Raw genomic sequence first — 20848 nt, 5'->3', positions numbered from 1 at the left:
GGGACCCCGTTCCCGGAGAAGATGGGTGGCTTCTACCTATCCGGTGTTCCCGCGGGTCTGGCACCGTACCTGGGTATGACCGAGTCGGCGTCCGATCAGCTCTCCTCCTGGTCAGACGTCCTCGGGCGGCTGGCCGGGTCCACTCCGGACGCCGCCGCGGTGACGGCCGCGCTCGCCGTGCCGACGCGCGGGATCGTCACCGCCGCCCGCGACCGGATGCTCGACCGGGTGCGCGGCGTGCTGCCGGCTGCCGAGCTCGCCGCGGCGGCCGACGGATTCACCGAGGAGCTCGGCGCCCGCCTGGTCCGCCTCACCGGCGGCGTCCTCGCCACGGACTTCCACGCCCGGCAGCGCGCCGGCGAGCTGACCGGCGACGACGGCCCGGGCCGGTTCGCGGACTTCGTGCACCGCCTCGCCGGCCCGGACGGCCTGAGCACCCTGCTGGCCCGCTATCCCGTGCTGGGCCAGCTGATCGCCGAGGCCGCGTCGTCGGCCGCCGACACCGGCACGGAGCTGCTCAAACGGTACGCGGGCGACCGCCGCGCCCTGATCGACGCCCTCCTCGACGGCCGCGACCCGGGCCCGCTGACCGGCGTCCACGCCGGACTCGGCGACCCGCACCAGGGCGGCCGGTCGGTGGCCCTGCTCACCTTCGGCGACGGCCGGCGGGTGATCTACAAGCCGCGCAGCCTGGCCTCGTACGCCACCCTCGCCGCGCTGATCGACTGGCTCAATGGGGCCGTGCCCGGCCTGGACCTGCGCGCCGCCGCGACCCTCACCCGCCCCGCGTACGGCTACGCCGAGTTCATCGCGCACCGCCCGCTCGCCGACCTCGAGGCCGGCGCGCGCTTCTACCGCCGGGCCGGCGCGCTGCTCGCGCTGCTGCACGCGGTCCGGGCGGTCGACCTGCACTGCGAGAACCTGATCGCGGACGGCGAGCATCCGGTGCTGGTCGACGCGGAGATGCTGTTCCACCCGGAGCTGCCGCCGCCCGGTGCGACCGACGACCCGGCCCGCCGGATGCTGTCCGCCTCGGTGCACCGGACCGGCCTGCTGCCGGCGGTGATGGTCGTCCCGGCCGGCATCGTCGACTGCTCGGGCCTCGGCGGCTACGGCGCCGCCGCGCCCGACGGTCCGAAGTGGAACCTGACCGGCCCCGGCCACGACCGGCTGCGCCCGCACCCGGGCGGCACGGCCGCCGGCCTGAACCGGCCCCGCCTGCACGGGCGGGAACTCGACCCGAGCGACTTCGAGGCGGCGCTCCGCGGCGGGCTGCGCGACGGCTACGACGCGATCATGAACGACCGGGCCGGCTTCCGGAAGCTGCTGGACACCGCCGACGGGCTCGGCGTGCGGATCACGTTCCGGCCGAGCCGCACCTACGCGCTGCTGCTGGACGGCGCAACCCACCCGGACCTGCTGCGCGACGACGCCGGCCGGGTCCGTGCCTTCGGCGTCCTGTCGAACGCCTCGGCCGCCGATGAGTTGCGCGCCCCGCTGGTCGAGCACGAGGTGGCCGACCTGCGCCGCGGCGACATTCCGTTCTTCACCGCGCTCGCGGGCGGCCGCGACGTGTGGACCGCGACCGGTGCGTGCCTGCCCGGCCTGCTGCCCGGCACCGGGCTGGACGACGCCGCGGCGACGCTGGCCGCCATGGGCGCCGCCGACCTGCACGACCAGGAGTGGATCGTCCGCGCCACCCTGGCGTCGCGGCACCCGGTCGACGGCGGGCACCGGGCCGCCGCCGCGCTGCCCGGACCGGTACCGGGTCACGAGGCCGGGCCGTTCCGGCTGCTCACCGCGGCGTGCGGGCTGGCCGACCAGATCCTCGCGCGCGGCGTCACCGGCGGCGACCGGGTGAACTGGCTGGGCCTCGAGATCGTCGACGGCGTCCGGTGGATGGTGCTGCCGATGGGCGCGAGCCTGGCGAACGGCTATCTCGGCGTCGCGTTGTTCCTCGCCCAGCTCGCCGAGCTGACCGGGATCGCCCGGTACCGGGAGACCGCGCGGCGAGCCGCGAGCGCCGCCGGACCGCTCTGCGAGAGCCTGGCCGCCCGCCCAGACCTGGCGGTGCACGTCGGCGTCGGCGGCTACCAGGGCTTCGGTGGCATCTGCTATGGACTGTCGCGGCTGTCGACGCTGCTCGACGACCCGCGGATGCGCGCCTGGGCGCAGGCCGGCGTCGTGGCCGCCACCGCGGCGGCCGCCGCGCCCGGCCCGCCGGGCGTGGCCGGCGGCACCGCCGGGTGCCTGGCGGCGATGCGCGCGGTCCACGCCGAACTGGGACTGAGCTCGGCGGCGGCGCTCGCCGCGACCTGCGCGGACCAGCTCGCCGCCGGGCCGGCGGGGGACGGGCCGGGCTTCGCCGACGGCCGGGCCGGCATCGCGTGGGCGCTGGGCGACGCGCGCGGCCTCGCCGCCCTCGACCCGCCCGGCGACGGCGACCACGGCTGGTGCCGCGGTACCGCGGGCCTCGTCGCGGCCCGCGGGGTACCCGCCGGCGCCGATCCGGTCGACCTGGCCCGGGCGCTCGAGCGGCGGTCGGTGTCGAGCGACCTCAGCCTCTGCCACGGCGAGGCGGGCATCACCGAGGCCCTGCTGGTGCTGGCCGACGCCGACCCGCAACGGTCGGTGCAGAGGATCCTGCGCCACCGGGCCGGCCTGGTGCTCGACGCCATCGAACGGTACGGACCCGGCTGCGGCACCCCCGGCGGGGTCGCGACGCCCGGGCTGTTCAACGGACTGGCCGGCATCGGCTACGGGCTGCTGCGCCTCGGGTTCCCGGCTCGGGTGCCCTCGGTGCTGCTGCTCGAGCCGAGCCGCCCGAAAGAGATCACCACAACCCGCACGCCGACGGCGAGCGCCAATGAAGGAGATAACAGTGTCTGAAAAGGAACTCATCGGGTCCCACGACGACAGCGCGTCCGATCTGGACCGGGCGACCGAGGCACACGCGAGGCCTCAGGCCTCCTTCGGGGTACAGACCGCGATCCTGGCCGGCGTGCTCGTGGCGGCCGTCGGCGTCGGTAACGCGCTCGCCGCATTCGGGCCGCGCGACACGACCTGCTGCGACCCCGGGAATCCGAACGTGAGTGCCGTATCGCCGTCCTAGCAGTGCCGGAACATCTATGAATAAAATCCCTGTCGTGAAGGGACCGTCACGGTGGGGAGCGTTGCGGCACCGCACCCCGGCGCTGGTCGGGCGCGACGACGAGCTCCGATCCGCGGAACAGATGCTGGCCGCGGCGCGAGCCGGGCGAGGCGGGACGATGTTCGTCACCGGAGACGGTGGCATCGGCAAGTCCCGCCTCGCTGCCGCCGCCGCGGACATGGCCTTCGCCGCCGACATGAGCCTGCTGCGCGGGCGCGGCAGCGCGGTCGGCCTGACCATGCCCTTCCGCTCGCTCACCGAGGCCCTGCTGTCGCTGGTCCGCAGCGGCGACCCGATCGACGTGACCGAGCTCGGCCCCTACCGCCACGCGCTGGGCCGGCTCATCCCCGACTGGGCCGACGGGCCGGCCGACCCCGGCCGCGACTCCCTGGTGGTGCTCGCCGAGGCGGTCCTGCGCCTGACCGCGCTGGCCGGACGCGACCGCGGCTGCCTCATCGTGCTGGACGACATGCAGGACGCCGACGCGGAGACCGTCGCCGTCGTCGAGTACCTCATCGACAACCTCGGCCAGCAGTCCACCATGCTGCTCTGCACCGTCCGGGACGGGCCCTGCGCGGCCCTCGACCTGGCCCGGGCCGCCGAGCAGCGTGGTCTCGCCGCCCTGCAGAGCCTGCGGCCGCTCGGCCCGGCCGACATCCGCGCCCTGGCCGCCTCCTGCCTGGACTGCCCGCCGGGCGACGTGCCCGGGCCGCTGGTCGACAGCCTCGTCGCGGACAGCGCGGGCAACCCGCTGCTGGCCGAGGAGCTGCTCGCCGCGATCGTCAACAGCGGGCAGCTCGTGCACGAGGGCGGCTGCTGGACCCTGCCCGACGTGATCCGCACCAGCGTGCCGGAGGCCCTCGCCCGCGCGGTGGCCGGCCGCGTCGCGCAGCTCGGCCCCGAGGCCCGCGACCTGCTCTCGGTCGGCGCCGTGCTGGGCCGCCGCTTCCCGCTCGCCCTGCTGCACGCGGTCTCCGGCCTCGACGACCGTGCCCTGCTCAACCACCTGCACGGCGAGGACGCCGGCCGGCTGGTCGCGCCCGACGAGCAGACCCCGGACTGGTACGCCTTCCAGCACCCGCTGCTCGGCGAGGCGGTGCTGCAGCTGCTCGCGCCGGGACACCGCGTCGTGCTGGCCCGCCGCGCCGCCGACGCGATCGCGGCGACCTACCCGGGCCTGCCCGACGAGTGGTGCCAGGTCAGCGCGTCGCTGCGGCTGCAGGCGCAGGAGCCGGGCGCCGCCGCCCGGCACTACCTGGAGGCGGGCCGGCGGGCGCTGGCGCAGGGCGCGGCGTCCTCGGCCGTCGACCTGCTCGACCGCACCCGCGAGCTGCTCGACGGCGACCCCGACCGGCTCGCGCACGCCACCGCCATCGAGGCGCTGGTGTCGGCGCTGGCCGAGGCCGGCCTGATGGAACGCGCCCTCGACCTGGCCAACCGTCTCGACGTGGCCCCCGACGGCCCCGACCGGCGCCGCCGCGCCGACCTGCACACCCGCCTGGCCTGGGCCGCCAACCTCGCCGGGCGCACCGCGGACGGCCTGAGCCAGGTCGCGCTCGCCCGCGCCGCGCTCGGCCCGGACGCGCCCGACGCGGCCACCGCCCCGATCGACGTGGTCGAGGCGCACGTCCTGCTCGACCTGCCCGGCCCCGAGCGGTTCACGGTCATCGAGGCGATGACCCGCCGGGCCGCCGCGGTCGCCGAGGCGGTGCCGCTGCCGGAGGTGGCCTGCCAGGCGTGGCAGCTGCTGGGCGCGCTGAGCCGCCGCCGGGACCGGGACCTGGCCGAGGCGACCGCGTGCCTGGAACGGGCGCGCGCCATCGCCGTGCGCCACCGGCTGCCGATCTGGGAGATACATGCCCTGGTCCGGCTCGGCCAGGACGAGGCGCTGCGCAACGGCGGCATCGAACTGCTGGAGCAGACCAGGCAGGCGGCGCTGCGCTGCGGCGCGGTGACCGCCGGATACCACGCCGACACGAACATCGCGCTGCACACCGTCCTGCACGGCGACTTCGCGACGGCCGGCCCGCTCATCGATCGCACCCTGGGCGCCACCACCCGCCTGAAGATGATCGAGACGACGCAGCTGCTGCTGCTCTCCCGGGCCATCCTCTCCGCGCACCAGGGCCGGCGTCGCGAGATGAACGACGCCATCGCCGAGTTCCGGCGCTGGGACGGCGACCAGGAGCGGCACGCGCCCCGCGTACACGGCCTGGCCCGCGCGTTCTGCGCCCTGCTGGAGGAGGACCGCGAGCGCGCCGCCGTGGAACTGGCCCGCGCGCGGCGGCCGGGCGCCGCCAAGGTCAGCGCACACCTGAGCGGCGAACACGGCCTCGGCCCGCTGCTGCGGGTCCTCGCCGGGCCCGGCGAGGACCCGGCGCTCGGCCCGAGCGCCCGGGCCGGGCCGGCCGCCGCGCTGCGCTGGAACCGGCAGTTCGCCCTGCTCGCCGAGGCGATCGTCGCCGGGCGGGCGGGCCGCGCCGACGAGGCCGCCGCGTCGTTCGGCGAGGCGCTGCTCGCCGCGGCGCCGTACGCCACGGCCCGGCACCTCTGCCTGCGGCTGGGCGGGGAGGCGGCGCTGCGCGACGGGTGGGGTGACCCGGTGGCCTGGCTGCGCGCCGCCGAGGAGCACTTCCACGCCGCCGATGTGGTGCCGGTGTCCAGTGCCTGCCGGGCGCTGCTGCGCCAGGCGGGCGCCGTGGTCAACCAGCGCCGCACCGGGGCCGAGGACCTGCCCCGGGAGCTGCGCGCCGCCGGGGTGACCGTGCGCGAGTACGAGGTGCTGCGGCTGCTCGTGGAGCGCCTCGGCAACCGGGAGATCGCCAGTCGGCTGCACCTGTCCCCGCGTACCGTCGAGAAGCACGTCGCCAGCCTGATCGCCAAGACCGGCCAGGCCAACCGGATCGTGCTCGGCGAATTCGCCGGTGAGTTCGTCAGCTGAGCGCCCGGCGCCGACGGTGCTGCCCGTTCTTCTCTGCTGCCGCCGCGCGGCACGGTGCAGGCTCCGGATAGCGCGACAGCGCGGCAGGAACATCCGGATGGAGGAGTGGTCATGCCCGACGAGCAGGCGGACGAGCGGACGTATCAGGTAGTCGTCAACGACGAGGAGCAGTACTCGGTCTGGCTCGCCGACCGGGAGCTGCCGCCGGGCTGGCGTGCCGAGGGCACGCGCGGCGAGCGCGCGGACTGCCTGGCGCACATCGGCACGGTGTGGACCGACATGCGGCCGCTGAGCCTGCGCCGGCAGATGGAGAGCGCCGGCGCCTGAGACGGCCCGACGTGGATCCCGCGAGGGATCCACGTCGGCCGCCCGGCCCGGCCACATCAGAAGTCGGTGAACTCGGTGCCGACGCCGAGGGCGGCGGCGCGCCGCCGTGCCAGCCGGGCCACGGCCAGGTCGAGAATGCCCAGCCCGAACGGGGAGAACACGGTCAGCCCGGTCTCGTCGCGCCGGTACGGCACCCCGCCGGCCAGCAACTCCCCGAGCGACGCCGCGATGAATTCCCGGTTGCCCACCTCCTGCTCCGCCAGGTGCAGCGACGTCGAGGCCCGGCACACGTGATCGGCGTCGTCCACGATGTTCGTGCTGGTCAGCACGGTCTGCGGGGTCAGGTCGCGCAGCGACAGGTGCAGCAGCAGGCTTCCGGGCCGGCAGTGCCGGTCGTCCAGGTGCGGGGTCGACGCCGTGGTCGCGAGCGAGACCAGCCGATGCGCGCCGAGCGCGGCCTCGATACCGGGCGCCACGTCGACCTTCAGGTCGGGGTGCCGGGTCGCGCACTCGGCGGCGAACGCGCGGGCCCGCTGCCGGTCGAGGTCGAAGACGGTCACCGCGCCGAGCTCGGGCAGCGTGGTGCGCAGCAGGCGCAGCACCTCGCCGTTGATGACGCCGCAGCCGACCAGCGTGACCCCGGCGTCCGGCACGTCCGCGGCGAGGGTCGCCGCGGCCAGCGCCGCCGACGCCGCGGTACGCCGCGCCGAGATGGTGGCCGCCTCCAGCAGCGCCTCCGGAACCCCGGTCCGCATCGAGTTCAGGATCATCACCGCGCTGGCGCGCGGGTGACCGGCGGCGACGTTGCCGGGGAACGACGAGATCCACTTGACACCGGCCACGGCGTCGTCGCCGCCCAGGTAGGCCGGCAGCGCGATGATCCGGTTGCGGTCGTCGTCCGGGAACCGCAGGAACACCGAGTGCGGCACGGCGGTGCCGCCCCGCTCGTGTCGCTCGTACGCGGCCCGGACCGCCGCGACCACCTCCGCGTCCGCGCCGTCGAGGGCCTGCCGGACCTGTTCCCTGCCGATGATCAACATGTGGCTGTCTCCATGACGTCCTGCTTCCACAGATGGGCGATGTCCCCGAAGTGCCGGCGCACCCAGTCGTCGTCGTAGATGGTGTCGAGATACCGCTCGCCCCGGTCCGGGAAGATCAGCACGCACGCGGCGCCCGCCGGAATCCGGGGGCGGGTGCGCTCCAGCGCCGCCACCACCGCCCCCGAGGAGCCGCCGGCCAGGATCGCCTCCTGCGCGACGAGCTGACGGCAGCCCACCACGGCGCCGGCGTCCTCGACGTGCACGACCTCGTCGGCCAGGCCGTCGAGGTAGAGCGCCGGGCGCACCGCCGCGCCGTGCCCCGGTATCAGCCGCGCCGCGAGCTGGTTGCCGAAGATGGCGCTGCCGACCGCGTCCACCGCCACGAACCGGGTGCCGAGCCCCTGCTCCCGGGCGTACTCCACGCAGCCGCGCAGCGTCCCGCAGGAACTCGTGGCGCAGAACAGCACGTCCGGCGGGGCCGGCAGCGCCGCGACGATCTCGCGCATGGTGGCCCGGTGCGCGCGCGGGTTCAGCGGATTGGAGTACTGGTCGGGGCAGTAGCCGTACGGCGTGGCCGCGGCCAGCTCGCGAACCCGGGCGATCCGCACCGGCAGGTACTCGCCGGTCGCCGGATCGGTGCGGGTGACCACCTCGACCTCGGCGCCCAGCGCCCGCATGATGGCGATGTTCTGCGCGTTGGTCCGCGGATCGACCACACAGACGAACCGGACCCCGTAGTACGCGCACACCTGCGCCAGCCCGATCCCCAGATTGCCCGAACTGGACTCGACCACCACCGAGCGGCCCGGCACGATCCGCCCGGAGGCGATGCCGTGGCGGACCATCTCCAGCGCGGAGCGGTCCTTGACGCTGCCGCCGGGGTTGTAGGCCTCCAGCTTCGCGAACACGCGAAAGGGTCTGCTACCGCCGAGCCTTGCCAGCTCGACGAGCGGGGTCGAACCGACCGTGGCGGTTATCCCGCTGACGAATGCCGGCAAATTCATGGATCGAGCCTTGCCGCGCCGCGGCACCGCTCGCAGAGAAGGACGCGCAGAGATCCCGACAGCCCGGGTACGCCGGTTGTTCTCTCACGGACGGCCCCGCCCGGCGGACACCCTGATACCTCGACCCGGGCCCGCGCGCGGCCCGCTGCTGCGGAGGTGGCTCAATGACCGAGACCCTGGACCCGGCGACGCTGCGTGCGGAGCTGGCGCGCCGGCGGCTGCTGGGCGCCACGTCCGCCCGGCCCGCCGCCGGACCTGCCCACGCCGACCGCGGCGCCGAGCTCCCGCTGTCGCACGCACAGCATCGCCTATGGGTCCTCGAACAGGTGCGGCCCGGCAGCACCGAGTACCTGGCCAGCGTCGCCCTGCGGCTGCGCGGCGACCTGGACGTCGATGCCCTGCGCGCGGCCCTGGACGCCGTCGTGGCCCGCCATGAGGTGCTGCGCACCCGGTACCCGCTGACCGCAGCCGGAACTCCGGTGCAGGCGATCGACGAACCGGGCCCGGTCGAGCTGACCGTCCTCGACCTGCGCGCCCTGGCCCCGGCCGACCGCGAGGCGCGGATCGCCGCGCTCGGCACCCACGACCGGCGGCCGGTCGACCTGGCCGAGGGCCCGCCGCTGCGCGCGACCCTGGCCCGCCTCGCCGCCGGCGAGCACGCCCTGGTGCTCACCGTGCACCACATCGCCATGGACGGCTGGTCCGAGGGCGTGCTGGTCGGCGAGCTGGCCCGGAACTACGCGGCGACCACCGTCGCGGGCCCGCTGCCGCTGCAGTACGCCGACGTGGCCGCGTGGCAGCGCACCGAGATGTCCGGCGGCGTCCTGGACGGCCACCTCCGATACTGGCGCGAGCGCCTCGCCGGGCTCAGCCCGCTGGAACTGCCCGCCGACCGGTCCCGCCCGCCGGTCCGCGACTCCTCCGGCGCCCTGCACACCTTCGCGATCCCCGCCGAGACCGCCGCCGCGCTGACCCGGCTGGCCCGGGACCGCGGCGCCACCGTGTTCCAGGCCCTGCTCGCCGTCTTCGACATCCTGCTGTCGCGCTACACCGGGCAGCACGACATCGCCGTCGGCACCCCGATCGCCGGCCGGGACCGCCCGGAGGTGCAGGACCTGATCGGCCTGTTCGTCAACACCGTCGTCCTGCGCGCCGACCTGGCCGGCCGGCCGTCGTTCGCCGAGGTCCTGCGCCGGGTCCGCGACGCCGTGCTCGACGCGCACGCGCACCAGGACCTGCCGTTCGAGCTGCTCGTCGACGAGTTCGCGCCCAGCCGGGACCTGTCGCGCACCCCGCTGTTCTCCACCATGTTCCTGATGGACGACGCCGGCACGACCGCCGTCGAGGCCGGCGGCCTGCGCATCGAGCGCATCCCGGTCGGCGAGAGCAGCGCCAAGTTCGATCTCACGCTGGGCGTCGCCGTGCGACCCGACGGATCCCTCGGGGCCGGCATCACCTACGCCACCGCCCTGTTCGACCCCGCCACCGTGCAACGCCTCGCCGGGCACTTCGTCCAGTTGCTGACCAGCGCCGTCGCCGCGCCGGACGCGCCGGCCGACCGGCTCGAGATGCTCACCCCCGGCGAGCGGCGGCAGCTGACCGTCGACTGGAACGACACCGCGGCCGGCTACCCCGGCGGCACGCTGCCCGCGCTGTTCGAGGCGCAGGTCGCCCGTACCCCCGATGCCGTCGCCCTGGTCTTCGCCGGTCGCTCGTGGACCTACGCGCAGGTCAACGCCCGGGCCAACCGGATCGCACACCACCTGCGCGGCCTCGGCGCCGGGCCCGAGTCCGTGGTGGCGGTCGACCTGCCCCGCGGCGCCGACCTCGTGCCCGCCCTGCTCGGCACCCTCAAGGCCGGCGCCGCCTACCTGCCGCTGGACCCCGAACACCCGGCCGAGCGCCGGGCCTTCATGGTCGCCGACGCCGGCGCCGGGATCGTCATCACCGAGGACTGGCTCGCCACCGTCTCCGGCGACGACAGCGACCCGCGGACCGGCCCCGGGCCCGGCCACGCCGCCTACGTCATCTACACCTCCGGCTCGACCGGCCGGCCCAAGGGCGTCCTGATCGAGCACCGCGCCATCGTCAACCGGCTGCGCTGGATGCAGCAGAGCTACCCCCTGGACGGCACCGACCGGATCCTGCAGAAGACCCCGGCCGGCTTCGACGTCTCGGTGTGGGAGTTCTTCTGGCCGCTGCTCAACGGCGCGGCCCTGGTCATGGCCCGGCCCGGCGGGCACCGCGACCCGGCGTACCTCGCGGACCTGATCACCACCGAGCGGATCACCACCCTGCACTTCGTACCGTCGATGCTGCGGGCCTTCCTGGCCGAGCCGTTCGACGGCCTGCCCTCGGTGCGGCGCATCATCTGCTCCGGCGAGGCGCTCGGCGCCGACCTGGTCGACGGCGTGCGGCAGCGGATCGGCTGCGAGCTGCACAACCTGTACGGCCCGACCGAGACCGCCGTCGACGTCACCGCCCTGCGCTGCGAACCCGGCCGCCCGGTCACCATCGGCCGCCCGATCGCCAACACCCAGGCCTACATCCTCGACCGGGAGTTCCGGCCGCAACCGGTCGGCGTACCCGGCGAGCTGATGATCGGCGGCGTCCAGCTCGCCCGCGGCTACCTCGGCCGCGCCGCGCTGACCGCCGACCGGTTCGTGCCCGACCCCTTCGCGGCCGAGCCCGGGCGGCGGCTCTACCGCACCGGCGACCTGGCCCGCTACCGGCCCGACGGCACCATCGACTTCCTCGGCCGCCTCGACCAGCAGGTCAAGATCGCCGGCCAGCGCATCGAACCCGGCGAGATCGAGGCGGTCCTGCGCGACTGTCCCGCCGTCGCCGAAGCCGCCGTGACCGTCCACGACGGGCAGCTCGCCGCGTACCTGGTCGCCACCGCCGACCTCGACGAGGTCCGCGCGTTCCTGCGCGAACGCCTGCCCGACGCGATGATCCCCGCCCGGTGGACGCTGCTCGACGCCCTGCCCCTGAACAGCAGCGGCAAGGTCGACCGCCGGGCCCTCCCGGCACCGGACGACCCCCGCCCGGGCGGCGGCGGGTACGTCGCGCCGGACGGCGACCTGGAGCAGACCATCGCCGACGCGCTGCGCGCCGCGCTCGGCGTCGACAAGGTCGGCCGCCACGACAGCTTCTTCCGGCTCGGCGGCGACTCCATGCGCGCCATCCGCGCCGTCGGCCTGCTCCGCGCCGCCGGCATCGCGCTGGCGGTACAGGACCTGTTCACCCACCAGAGCGTGCGCGAGATCGCCGCCCTCGCCGGGCCGCCGGCCGCCGCGGCCGTCCCCGAGACCACCGTCGAACGCTTCACCCAGCTCGGCGACGACGACCGGCGGCTGCTGCCCGACGGCCTGACCGACGCCTACCCGATCACCGAGAACCAGGCCGGCATGCTGTACGAGATGCTGGCCGGCGGCGACCAGGCCGTCTACCGCAACGTCTCCTGCTACCGCATCCGTGACCCGCGGCCGTTCTCCGCCCCGGTGCTGGCGCAGGCTGGCCGCCTGCTCCTGGACCGCCACGAGATCCTGCGCACCTCGTTCGACCTGTCCACCTACTCCGGGATCATGCAGCTCGTGCACGCCCGCGCCTACCTGCCGATCGCCATCACCGACCTGCGCGGCGTCGGGCACGACGAACAGCAGGCGACCGTACGCGCGTTCCTCGCCGCCGAGCGGGCCGTGCCGTTCGACATCACCGCGCCGCCGCTGCTGCGCTACCACGTTCACCTGCTCAGCGACGGCGAGTGGCTGCTCACCCACTCCGAGGTCCACGCCATCCTCGACGGCTGGAGCCACACCTCCACCGTGGCCATGCTCATCGACCTGTACCGCGCCCTGCGCGACGGCGGGACACCGGAACTGCCGGAGCCGCCGACGGTCCGCTTCGCGGACTTCGTCGCGCTGGAACGCGAAGCGCTCGCCTCGGAGTCCGACCGCGACTTCTGGGCCGCCACCATCGCCGGCCACGACCGGTTCGAGCTGCCGCCCGAGTGGGGCACCGGGCCGGCCGGCGCGCCGGTCACCATCGTCGAGGTGCCGTGGGCCGACCTCGCACCCGGCCTGCGCCGCCTCGCCGCGTCCGCGAACGCCTCGCTCAAGAGCGTCCTGCACGCCGCGCACCTCAAGGCGCTGAGCATCGCCACCGGCCGGCACCGCTACTTCGACGGCCTGCTCTGCAACGGGCGCCCCGAACGGCTGCGCGGCGACGAGGTGTTCGGCATGTACCTCAACACTGTTCCGTTCGCCGCCGACACCACCGCGCGCACCTGGCGCGAGCTCGTCGCCGACGTCTTCGCCGGCGAGGCGCGGCTCTGGCCGCACCGCCGCTACCCGCTGCCGGCCATGCAGCGCGACTCCGGCACCACCCCGCTGATCGAGGTCGCGTTCGGCTACCTGGACTTCCACGTCCTGGACGGCAGCACCGACACGGTACGCATGATCGACGACTTCAGCCCCGGCAGCCTCGCGCTCGAGGTGTGGACGTTCCCCGGCGTGCTCCGCCTCGGCGCCGACCCCGGCCGCATCGACCGGGCGGGCGTGGAGATCCTGCGGCGCACCTACCGGCACGTCCTGGAGGCGATGGCCGGCGACCCCGACGGCGACGCCCGTGGACTCGGGCTCGCGCCGGCCGACCACGCCGACGCGATCGAGCGCCACCAGCGGTTCGTGCCGTTCGCGTCGTCGCCGCCGGTGGCGGACCTGATCGCGGCGCAGACCGGGGTGGCGCTGCGCCACGGCGACCGGACCGTCACCTACGCCGAACTGAACGCCCGCGCCGACCGGCTCGCCACCCGGCTGCGCGAACTCGGCGTCGGCACCGACACGATCGTCGGCCTCCTGCTGCCGCGCGAACCCGACCTGATCATCGCCACGCTCGCCGTGCTCCGGGCCGGCGGCGCGTTCCTCCCGCTCGACCCGGCCTACCCGGCGGAGCGGATCAACTGGATGATCACCGACGCGGCGCCCGCGGTCGTCCTGACCGACGGCCGGGCGTGCCCCGGGGACTCGCCGGTCGAGGTCATCGACCACGACGCCTACCGGGAGCTGCCCCCGGCGCCCCCGGCGACGCCGCACGGCGACGACCTCGCCTACGTCATCTACACCTCCGGCTCGACCGGCCGGCCCAAGGGTGTCGCCGTGCCGCACCGGGCGATGCTCAACCTGCGGTACGCACAGAACCGGCACCTCGACGTCCGCCCCGGCGACCGGGTACTGCAGTTCGCGGCCTCCAGCTTCGACGCCTCGGTCTGGGAACTGGTCATGGCCCTCACCAACGGCGCCTCCCTCGTCCTGCCGCCGCCCGGCGCCGACCCCGGCGACCTGCGCCACGACGCGGCCACCCTGACCCACATGACCCTGCCGCCGTCGCTGCTGGACCGCCTCGACCCGGCCGACTTCCCGAGCCTGCGGGTCCTGGTCACCGCGGGGGAGGCCTGCAACGCCGAGCACGCCGCCCGCTGGAGTCCCCGGGCCCGGTTCCTCAACGGGTACGGCCCCACCGAGATCACCGTGTGCGCCTCGATCGCCGAGATCCGCACCCCGGTACCGCCGACCCCGCCGCCGATCGGCCACCCGATGGCCAACCTCCGGGTCTACGTCCTCGACGACGACCTGCGCCCCGTGCCGGCCGGGGTTCGCGGCGAGCTCGTCGTCGGCGGCGCCGGGGTCGCCCGCGGCTACCTGCGCCGGCCCGGCCACACCGCGGACCGGTTCGTTCCCGACCCGTACACCGACCGCCCCGGCGACCGGATGTACCGCACCGGCGACCTGGCGTCCCGCGACGCCGACGGCACCCTGCACTTCCACGGCCGGCGCGACCAGCAGGTCAAGGTCCGCGGCTTCCGCATCGAACCCGGCGAGATCGAGAACGCCCTCGCCGCGCACCCCGCCGTCGACGGTGCCGTGGTCACCGTGCACCGGCCGGGGACCCCCGACGCCTGCCTGGTCGCGTACACCCGCTCCGCCGTCGACCCGGCCGAGCTGCGCGACCACCTCGCCGCGCGGCTGCCCCGGCACCTGGTGCCGGCGCACTACCTCACCGTCGACGAATTCCCGACCACCCCCGCCGGGAAGATCGACCGCGCGGCCCTGCCCGGACCCGACGGCACCCGCCCCGCCTCCGGCGTCGAGTACGTCGCACCCCGTACCGCGCGGGAACAGGCCGTCGCCGCCGCCTGGCGCGACGCGCTCGGCATCGACGGCATCGGCATCCACGACGACTTCTTCACCCTCGGCGGCCACTCCCTGGCCATGATGCGGATCATCGCGGCGCTGCGCGCCCGGCACGGCTACGAGCTCACGTTCCGCTCGTTCATCGAGGAACGGACCGTCGCCGGGCTGGCCGGCGCCTCCCTGCGCGCCGGCGCGCTCATGTGGCTGCGGCCCGGCGCCGCGCGGGTGCCGCTGTTCTGCGTGCACCCCGGCGGCGGCAGCGCGCACTGGTATCTGCGCCTGCTGCCGTACCTGGACCCGGAGCAGCCGGTGGCGGCGTTCGAATGGCCGGGCGCACACAGCGACGGCAGCCCGAGCACCGAGAGCATGGCCGAGCGGTACCTCGCCGAACTGCGCGACGCCCGGCCGCACGGCCCGTACCGGATCTTCAGCTGGTGCGGCGGCAGCGGCATCGCCACCGAGATGGCCCACCGCCTCGCCGACGAGGGCGAACGGGTCACGCTGATGCTGCTCGACCCCGCCCTGGACATGCACACCCGCGCCGACGGCTGGAGCGAGCTGGCCCTGATGCAGCGCCTCGAGACCCTGCTCGCCGACCCGGCCGCCGAGACTTTGCCGCTTCGGGAGGAGATCCTCGAGCTGCTCAACCACCTGGTCGACGACGTCAATCCGGAGACCGGGATCGTGCTGCCCGACCGGGGTGTCGGGGAGGTCTGGCTGCCCGCGGTCCGGGTCTGGCGGGAGGTCATGGAGATGGACATGAGCTACCGGCATCGCCGCTTCCCCGGGCGCCTCGAGCTGATCGCCAGCGACGAACTGGTGCGCGGCGAGCACGAGGTGGCCTCGGGCCAGAGCTACCAGGGCTACCTCGACCGCTGGACCGAGCTGACCGGCGACGGCGTGCGCGTGCACCGCGTGCCCGGCGACCACTTCGGCGTCATGAGACCGCCACACGTACGGCGGCTGGGCGACGTACTCACCGGCCTGCTCGCCGCCGACTGACGGCCGGGCAGATGGTCAACAGGGTGACTGAAGAGACTCGGTGTCCTGATCACTCGCCTCGACGGCGTATGTCAGGGAAGCGGGAGACGGCGACGTACTCGGCGGCGGGTCGAACGAGACGGTGAACTCCACCCTCGTGCCGGCGACGTCCTTGACCAGGCACGATATGCCGCGCTGGAAGGCGAGCGACGGAGCCACGTCCGGAGGTATGGCCGTCGAGGCATCGCGCCAGCCGTCCCTCATCAGCTCATCCCAGTAGAAGGACCGAATCTCGGGCTCCGGCAGAGTGCTGCGGTAGCGCCGACCGGCGTGGGAGGCGATCGGGTCGCCGGAGTCGTCCTCTCCACACCCCGAGTACGCGCCGGCGGCCTCGGTGGACGGGGGACGCACGTCCAGGATCGGAAGCTGCGCCAGAGCTGCCACCCGCTGATTTTCGCTGTCGGAACAGCCCATGTCTCCCGGTCGGTCGTCGGCGCACCCGGCGAGCAGGCAGGCGGCCAGCGTGGCGACCACCGTGACCCCGCCGACGTTGCCGAAGATCCGGATGATCATGAGCGCAGTATGAACCACGGCACGGCGGCAATGACCCCCCAACCACTCATTGCACGATCTCTGGCCGACCCAGTTGATCAACCTGGATGGGGCGGTCGGCACGCGAACCCGCGCGCGGGTGGTTCCCCACCGAGCGCGACCGGATCCACGCAGTTCAGCCCGGCGGCCGCGTAACGGCCCGGTCCGGGCAGACCGGCCGCGCGGTGAAGTGTGGACGTCACCGCGCCCGTCCGGGAAAAGGATTCAAAAGCGTTCGCAGCCGCCGACGTTGTCGCGGTCGCTGCCCGCGCCGCCCGACAGTTTCGCGTTGTCGTCGTAGGCGGTCAGCCGGTCGTTCCCGCCCCGGCCCTCCATGACGGTATTACGGCACGATTGGTAGTGACACAACCATTGCATCGTAGGTCGGGGAGTCGTCAAAGGGCTTCAGTCCGCCCAATTTCCGCCATCCCCAGGATGCATATGCCGTCGTTGCTGGAATGTTGTCCGGTAGAACCAGGAGAGTCGCTCGTTCCTCCTTCCGATTCGCCAATAACTCGTCATGCAGTCGACGTGCGAAGCCGCGACGTCGCCAAGACTCGCGTACCATGATTTCCGTCATCGCAAACGTTCGGTGCCCGTCCTCGCGCACTTCGTCCTCGCTGGCGTTCGACTTGAGCCCGCGCCACCACCCACTTCCGGCGGGGAGCGTGTAGCCGAGTGCGTAGCCGATGGGAGTCGTTCCTACCTCGCCGATCGAGATGGCGAAGCCCTGTCGGGATGCATAGCCTTGGAGCCTGTCCCAATACCTCGATGTTGAAAAAAACGGGTCTCCAAGCCTCTCGCGGTAGACCTCTTCATAAACGTCAAGCAACACCTTGCGTTGCTTGTCCAGGTCGGGAGATTGCAGGGTCGAAACGCTTAGTTCTACAGGTGAGGCCATGGTCGCCTTTCTCGTCGGGTTGGATCGAATGTGCAATGTCTAGCGTGGTATCGATCCAAATGCGTCGAGGTTCCACCTCGCAATCTGCCACCTCGGCCTCGGTCCCGGCCAGCTTCAGGCGGGTTCGAGTTCAACGCCGAGAAGGCCGCGTCGCAGTCACCTGGTCCAGGCGAGGAATCGGTCGAAAGCCTCGGTGGTCGGCAGGTCCGGCAGGTCGCCGGCCGCCTCCTCGAGGTTGGCCCACATGTACATCGCGAGCTGTACCAGACCGAGTTCGGCGGCCAGGCGCTCGCGGGCGGGATCGCAGGGCCACGGCATGCCGCAGGACGCGCAGTCCCAGGTGGGCCGGTGGGCGAGGTGCTTTACCTGCATAACGTCCCCCTGCGCTTGGGTCCTTGCCGGACGCCCAGGGTTCGTAGGTCCACTGCGCGCCCGGAGGCTAGGCACAGAATGTCGTCGTGACGTGGCTTCCCGCGACGACGTGCAGGGCGACGTTCAGGCGACATTTGAGGCGACATTGCGGCGACGCACGGAGTAGGTTCGGCGTCATGCAGAACGAGCTCCGGCCCAACACCGCGCTGCGGGCGGTCCGCCTGTCGCTGCGGCTCAGCCAGGACGAGCTGGCCGAGCGGATGCGTCAGGCCGGCGCCCCCAGCACCACCAAGCGCACCGTCCAGCGTTACGAGAGCGGGGAGATCGCCACCCCGCGCCCCGCCAGCGCCCGCGCTCTCGAGGTCGTCACCCGCCTGCCGATGGCGTCGCTCGGATTCCCGGCCGGTGCCGGGACCATGGTCGTCGAGGACGGCCGCGGCGGACACGACCTCGAGGTCCGGGTGGACGGCCTGCTCGCGGCCCCGGCCGGACAGCACCGCCCGACCGGCAACTACACCGGGATCTGGCTCAGCGAGTACCAGTACTACTCCAGCAGCCGTGAGCAGTACTTCCCCGCCTACCACCACGTCGTTCTCCTGCAGCACGAGGACGGACTCACCGCGCGCAGCATCCCCGGCTCGGCGAGCTCGCTGCTGACCATGGACCTGACCGTCGAGGGCGTCGTGGTCACCGGTACCTGGTCGGAGACCACCGACGCCGAGGGCTATTACCGGGGTGCGCGGTACCACGGGGCCGTCCAGTTGCAGGCCGACGCCACCGGCCTGCGGATGACCGGCAAGTGGGTCGGGTTCGGTAAGGACGGCGAGACGAACACCGGCCCGTGGACCCTGGCGTTCCAGGAGGCCGGCACCGGCAAGGCGACGATGGAGAAGTACAGCCGGCCGATCGGCTCTCGCCAGTCATGAGCTGCGGCTAATCGTGAACCCGCGTCAGCATGCCGTCCAGGAGCGTAACGTGGAGGTCAGATACCCTGCGTCACGTCCAGCCGTCGGGTCGGCGGCGGACTGTGTGCTATATTTGCCGAGTTGCAGTTTTGATTTCCGTAGACGTTTTCCGGCGCCTGATGGGGTATCTGAGCCCATACAGGCGCTTTTCGTTTTTCGTGTCGTTTTCGACGCGGGTTATCAACGCGGCAGCGCAAGAGTCCGCGTCGTGCGGTCTCGAGCAGCCTGCGAAGGAGCAGACATGACTACAGGTACCGTGAAGTGGTTCAACGCCGACAAGGGCTTCGGCTTCATCACCCCGGACGACGGCGGCGCTGACGTCTTCGCCCACTTCTCCGCGATCGCGACGAGTGGCTACCGCAGCCTCGACGAGAACCAGAAGGTGGAGTTCGACGTCACCCAGGGCCAGAAGGGCCCGCAGGCGGAGAACATCCGCCCGCTCTGACCCACGCTTTGCGATCGGCGGCCCGACTGGTTCAGCGGGCCGCCGATCGGCGTTTCACGCGCTTGGATGACGGTCCGACAGCCGCAACCGCGGGTACACGGCGCACACCCCGAAGGACATGACTATGGCGACGACCTACTCCGGCCCGGCGAGGCTGATACTGGTGGACGGCGCATACATTTCCGGCATGGCCTCCCTCAGTACCAACCACCGCGGAGGACTGAACGGCTGGGGTGGCACGTTCCGTCCGGACGAGATCACTACGGAACTGCGCAACGCCGTCGAGCTCGACCTGGAACTGCCCTACGATCGGGTAGGGGCGGTCACCGTCACCGGCATGCGCAAGCTACTCGCCACGCAGCTACTGATGTCATTGGCAGGCCGCGGACCCGCACCCTTCTGAGTGTCATGCCGAGATGACAGCCCGGAAGGCGATTTGACGTGTGACACATCTACTGTTGGCTCAGTGGAGACCGCAACCCAGATCCTGCACAGGCTGACTTCCTACGAGCCGGGACGGGAGTGGGACGACGTCATCCCCGACCCGCGTCTTGTCCTCGACCTCAAACCCAACGACTTCGACAGATTCCCGTTGTTCTACAAGCGATACGCCGGGGAACTGTCGCGCGTCGAGCTGCCCCGTGGCCTGCCGTCCACTGAGGCGTCGACCATCGATGTGCTGGCCGGCACCGCGAAGATCGCCGCCGGCGACCTCGATCTGCCGCACCTCGCCCGGCTGCTGTACCTGTCCGCGGGCGTCGTGCGCACGTCCACGCGCAGCAATGGGATCACTCACCTGTTCCGCGCGGCCGGCTCGGCCGGCGGCCGCTTCCCGCTCGAGCTCTACGTGCTCATCCCGGAGGATCATCGAGGGCTGCCGGCCGGCGTGCACTGGTACGACCCTGCCGGTCACGCCCTGGTGCGGGTGGCGCCCGCACCGAGCGGCGGCGGCGCGGCGATCGTGGTCACCGGCGTCCCGTGGCGGACCGGCTGGCGGTATCGCGAGCGCGGCTACCGGCACATCTACTGGGACGCGGGCACCATGCTGGCCCAAACCCTCGCCCTGGCCCAGTCCGCGGGGATCCCGGCGCGGCTCTACACCACGTTCCCCGACCGGGTGGTCACCGAGCTGGTCGGCGCGGACGGCGTACACGAATGGCCGGTCGCCGTGGTCGGACTGGGCTCGCAGCAGCCCGCGTTGACGCCGACCGGGCCCGCGGTCGCCGGCGAGGTCGACGCGGATCCGGTGGAGTTCCCGCTGGCAACGGCGGCGCAGCGGGCCGGTGACAGGACCGTGCTGGGTGCGCCGTGGGCCGAGGGCGCCCCGGCCGACGTGCCGGAGACCAGGGCCGAGCCGGTCGAGGCGGTTGTGCTCACCCGCGGCTCGCAACGGCGGATGGACCCGACCCGCGGGGTACCGAAGAACGTGCTCACCACCGGCCTGCGGGTGGCCGTACGGGGAATCGACCTGCCGCAGTTCGTGGCGGTGCACGACGTCGACGGCGTGACGCCGGGCGTGTACCGGTGGCCTGATCTCGGTACGGCGGTTCATGCGGGCAATCAGCGCGAGGAGCTCTACCGGGTGAGCCTGGCGCAAGGGCTGAGCCGGGACGCGGCCTTTGTGGTGATCACCGCGGCTGAGGTGGCGAGCCTGGATGACCGCGGGTACCGGGCTGCGCAGCTGGCTGCCGGGCTGGTCGAGGGGCGAATGCACCTACTGGCGTACGCGATGGGTGCGAGCGCGACCGGAATGACCTTCCTTGACAGCGAGATCCCGGCACTTCTCGGAGCGCCGCTGGACGCCATGATCTTCACCTGCGTGGGGGTACCGGACTACCGCGCCACGCCGGGCGGGCTGCCGGGGGCGCCGTCCGACGTGCGCCCGATGCAACACCGGGACTGAAGGTGCTCCGCGCCGGTTGACAGCGCGGCCGGC

14 protein-coding genes are annotated in these 20848 nt (G+C 73.3%); 9 read left to right on the top strand and 5 right to left on the bottom strand.

Going from position 1 to position 20848, the window contains the following annotated elements:
* The first annotated feature begins 75 nt into the window (after positions 1-75).
* The 4 genes from ACIBSW_RS11360 to ACIBSW_RS11345 all read left to right on the top strand — a co-directional run bounded on the left by ACIBSW_RS11360 (position 76) and on the right by ACIBSW_RS11345 (position 6419).
* Positions 76-2889 carry a type 2 lanthipeptide synthetase LanM family protein gene (locus tag ACIBSW_RS11360; RefSeq protein ID WP_354722302.1) on the top strand — a complete coding sequence of 938 codons (2814 nt, stop codon included), beginning with the start codon at positions 76-78 and terminating at the stop codon, positions 2887-2889.
* Positions 2882-3112 (top strand): hypothetical protein, encoded by a 231-nt coding sequence (locus tag ACIBSW_RS11355; protein WP_354722303.1) that lies wholly within the window; start codon positions 2882-2884, stop codon positions 3110-3112. The genes ACIBSW_RS11360 and ACIBSW_RS11355 overlap by 8 nt, the downstream gene beginning before the upstream one ends.
* 34 nt (positions 3113-3146) lie before the next feature.
* Complete coding sequence (locus ACIBSW_RS11350) at positions 3147-6092, top strand: ATP-binding protein (RefSeq protein ID WP_404799299.1); 2946 nt, start codon at positions 3147-3149, stop codon at positions 6090-6092.
* Positions 6093-6203: 111 nt separating this feature from the next.
* The gene (locus ACIBSW_RS11345; protein WP_354723199.1) at positions 6204-6419 is read left to right on the top strand and encodes an MbtH family NRPS accessory protein; all 216 of its coding nucleotides are present in this window, start codon (positions 6204-6206) and stop codon (positions 6417-6419) included.
* A gap of 56 nt (positions 6420-6475) precedes the next feature.
* Here the strand turns inward: ACIBSW_RS11345 and sbnB are convergent, their stop codons facing one another.
* Together sbnB and sbnA are read right to left on the bottom strand one after the other, a co-directional pair.
* A complete protein-coding gene (sbnB, locus tag ACIBSW_RS11340; protein ID WP_354723197.1) occupies positions 6476-7459 on the bottom strand; it encodes a 2,3-diaminopropionate biosynthesis protein SbnB in 984 nt (327 codons plus the stop codon).
* Entirely contained in the window at positions 7453-8463 is a 1011-nt protein-coding gene (sbnA, locus tag ACIBSW_RS11335; protein WP_354723195.1) for a 2,3-diaminopropionate biosynthesis protein SbnA, read from the bottom strand. The genes sbnB and sbnA overlap by 7 nt, the downstream gene beginning before the upstream one ends.
* A gap of 164 nt (positions 8464-8627) precedes the next feature.
* Here sbnA and ACIBSW_RS11330 point away from each other — a divergent pair, with 164 nt between their 5' ends.
* Positions 8628-15659 carry an amino acid adenylation domain-containing protein gene (locus ACIBSW_RS11330; RefSeq protein WP_354723193.1) on the top strand — a complete coding sequence of 2344 codons (7032 nt, stop codon included), beginning with the start codon at positions 8628-8630 and terminating at the stop codon, positions 15657-15659.
* 15 nt (positions 15660-15674) lie between these two features.
* Here ACIBSW_RS11330 and ACIBSW_RS11325 read toward each other — a convergent pair whose 3' ends face one another.
* The 3 genes from ACIBSW_RS11325 to ACIBSW_RS11315 form a co-directional block, all read right to left on the bottom strand.
* Entirely contained in the window at positions 15675-16211 is a 537-nt protein-coding gene (locus tag ACIBSW_RS11325) for a hypothetical protein (protein WP_354723191.1), read from the bottom strand.
* Between the two features lie 361 nt (positions 16212-16572).
* Complete coding sequence (locus ACIBSW_RS11320; RefSeq protein ID WP_354723189.1) at positions 16573-17130, bottom strand: GNAT family N-acetyltransferase; 558 nt, start codon at positions 17128-17130, stop codon at positions 16573-16575.
* A gap of 156 nt (positions 17131-17286) precedes the next feature.
* Positions 17287-17502, bottom strand: coding sequence for a hypothetical protein (locus ACIBSW_RS11315; RefSeq protein ID WP_354723187.1), 216 nt, complete (start codon positions 17500-17502; stop codon positions 17287-17289).
* Positions 17503-17678: 176 nt separating this feature from the next.
* On the opposite strand from ACIBSW_RS11315, the gene ACIBSW_RS11310 reads away from it, so the two are divergent.
* The 4 genes from ACIBSW_RS11310 to ACIBSW_RS11295 all read left to right on the top strand — a co-directional run bounded on the left by ACIBSW_RS11310 (position 17679) and on the right by ACIBSW_RS11295 (position 20815).
* Positions 17679-18428 (top strand): helix-turn-helix domain-containing protein, encoded by a 750-nt coding sequence (locus ACIBSW_RS11310; RefSeq protein ID WP_354723185.1) that lies wholly within the window; start codon positions 17679-17681, stop codon positions 18426-18428.
* A gap of 280 nt (positions 18429-18708) precedes the next feature.
* Entirely contained in the window at positions 18709-18912 is a 204-nt protein-coding gene (locus ACIBSW_RS11305; protein ID WP_354723183.1) for a cold-shock protein, read from the top strand.
* A 124-nt stretch (positions 18913-19036) separates the two neighbouring features.
* Positions 19037-19315, top strand: coding sequence for a hypothetical protein (locus ACIBSW_RS11300; RefSeq protein WP_354723181.1), 279 nt, complete (start codon positions 19037-19039; stop codon positions 19313-19315).
* A gap of 63 nt (positions 19316-19378) precedes the next feature.
* Positions 19379-20815 carry a hypothetical protein gene (locus tag ACIBSW_RS11295; protein ID WP_354723179.1) on the top strand — a complete coding sequence of 479 codons (1437 nt, stop codon included), beginning with the start codon at positions 19379-19381 and terminating at the stop codon, positions 20813-20815.
* Positions 20816-20848 lie beyond the last annotated feature (33 nt).

This window comes from Actinoplanes sp. NPDC049668, assembly GCF_044465445.1.
Classification (GTDB): Bacteria; Actinomycetota; Actinomycetes; order Mycobacteriales; family Micromonosporaceae; genus Actinoplanes.
The sequence above is the reverse complement of the archived record's forward strand: the minus strand, read 5'-3'. Positions and strand labels throughout refer to the sequence as shown.

Coding starts and splice junctions, on each gene's coding strand:
- ACIBSW_RS11360 (WP_354722302.1), top strand. CDS start 76: ATGACCGAGTCGGCGTCCGATCAGCTCTCCTCCTGGTCAGACGTCCTC.
- ACIBSW_RS11345 (WP_354723199.1), top strand. CDS start 6,204: ATGCCCGACGAGCAGGCGGACGAGCGGACGTATCAGGTAGTCGTCAAC.
- sbnB (WP_354723197.1), bottom strand. CDS start 7,459: ATGTTGATCATCGGCAGGGAACAGGTCCGGCAGGCCCTCGACGGCGCG.
- sbnA (WP_354723195.1), bottom strand. CDS start 8,463: ATGAATTTGCCGGCATTCGTCAGCGGGATAACCGCCACGGTCGGTTCG.
- ACIBSW_RS11330 (WP_354723193.1), top strand. CDS start 8,628: ATGACCGAGACCCTGGACCCGGCGACGCTGCGTGCGGAGCTGGCGCGC.
- ACIBSW_RS11325 (WP_354723191.1), bottom strand. CDS start 16,211: ATGATCATCCGGATCTTCGGCAACGTCGGCGGGGTCACGGTGGTCGCC.
- ACIBSW_RS11320 (WP_354723189.1), bottom strand. CDS start 17,130: ATGGCCTCACCTGTAGAACTAAGCGTTTCGACCCTGCAATCTCCCGAC.
- ACIBSW_RS11315 (WP_354723187.1), bottom strand. CDS start 17,502: ATGCAGGTAAAGCACCTCGCCCACCGGCCCACCTGGGACTGCGCGTCC.
- ACIBSW_RS11310 (WP_354723185.1), top strand. CDS start 17,679: ATGCAGAACGAGCTCCGGCCCAACACCGCGCTGCGGGCGGTCCGCCTG.
- ACIBSW_RS11305 (WP_354723183.1), top strand. CDS start 18,709: ATGACTACAGGTACCGTGAAGTGGTTCAACGCCGACAAGGGCTTCGGC.
- ACIBSW_RS11300 (WP_354723181.1), top strand. CDS start 19,037: ATGGCGACGACCTACTCCGGCCCGGCGAGGCTGATACTGGTGGACGGC.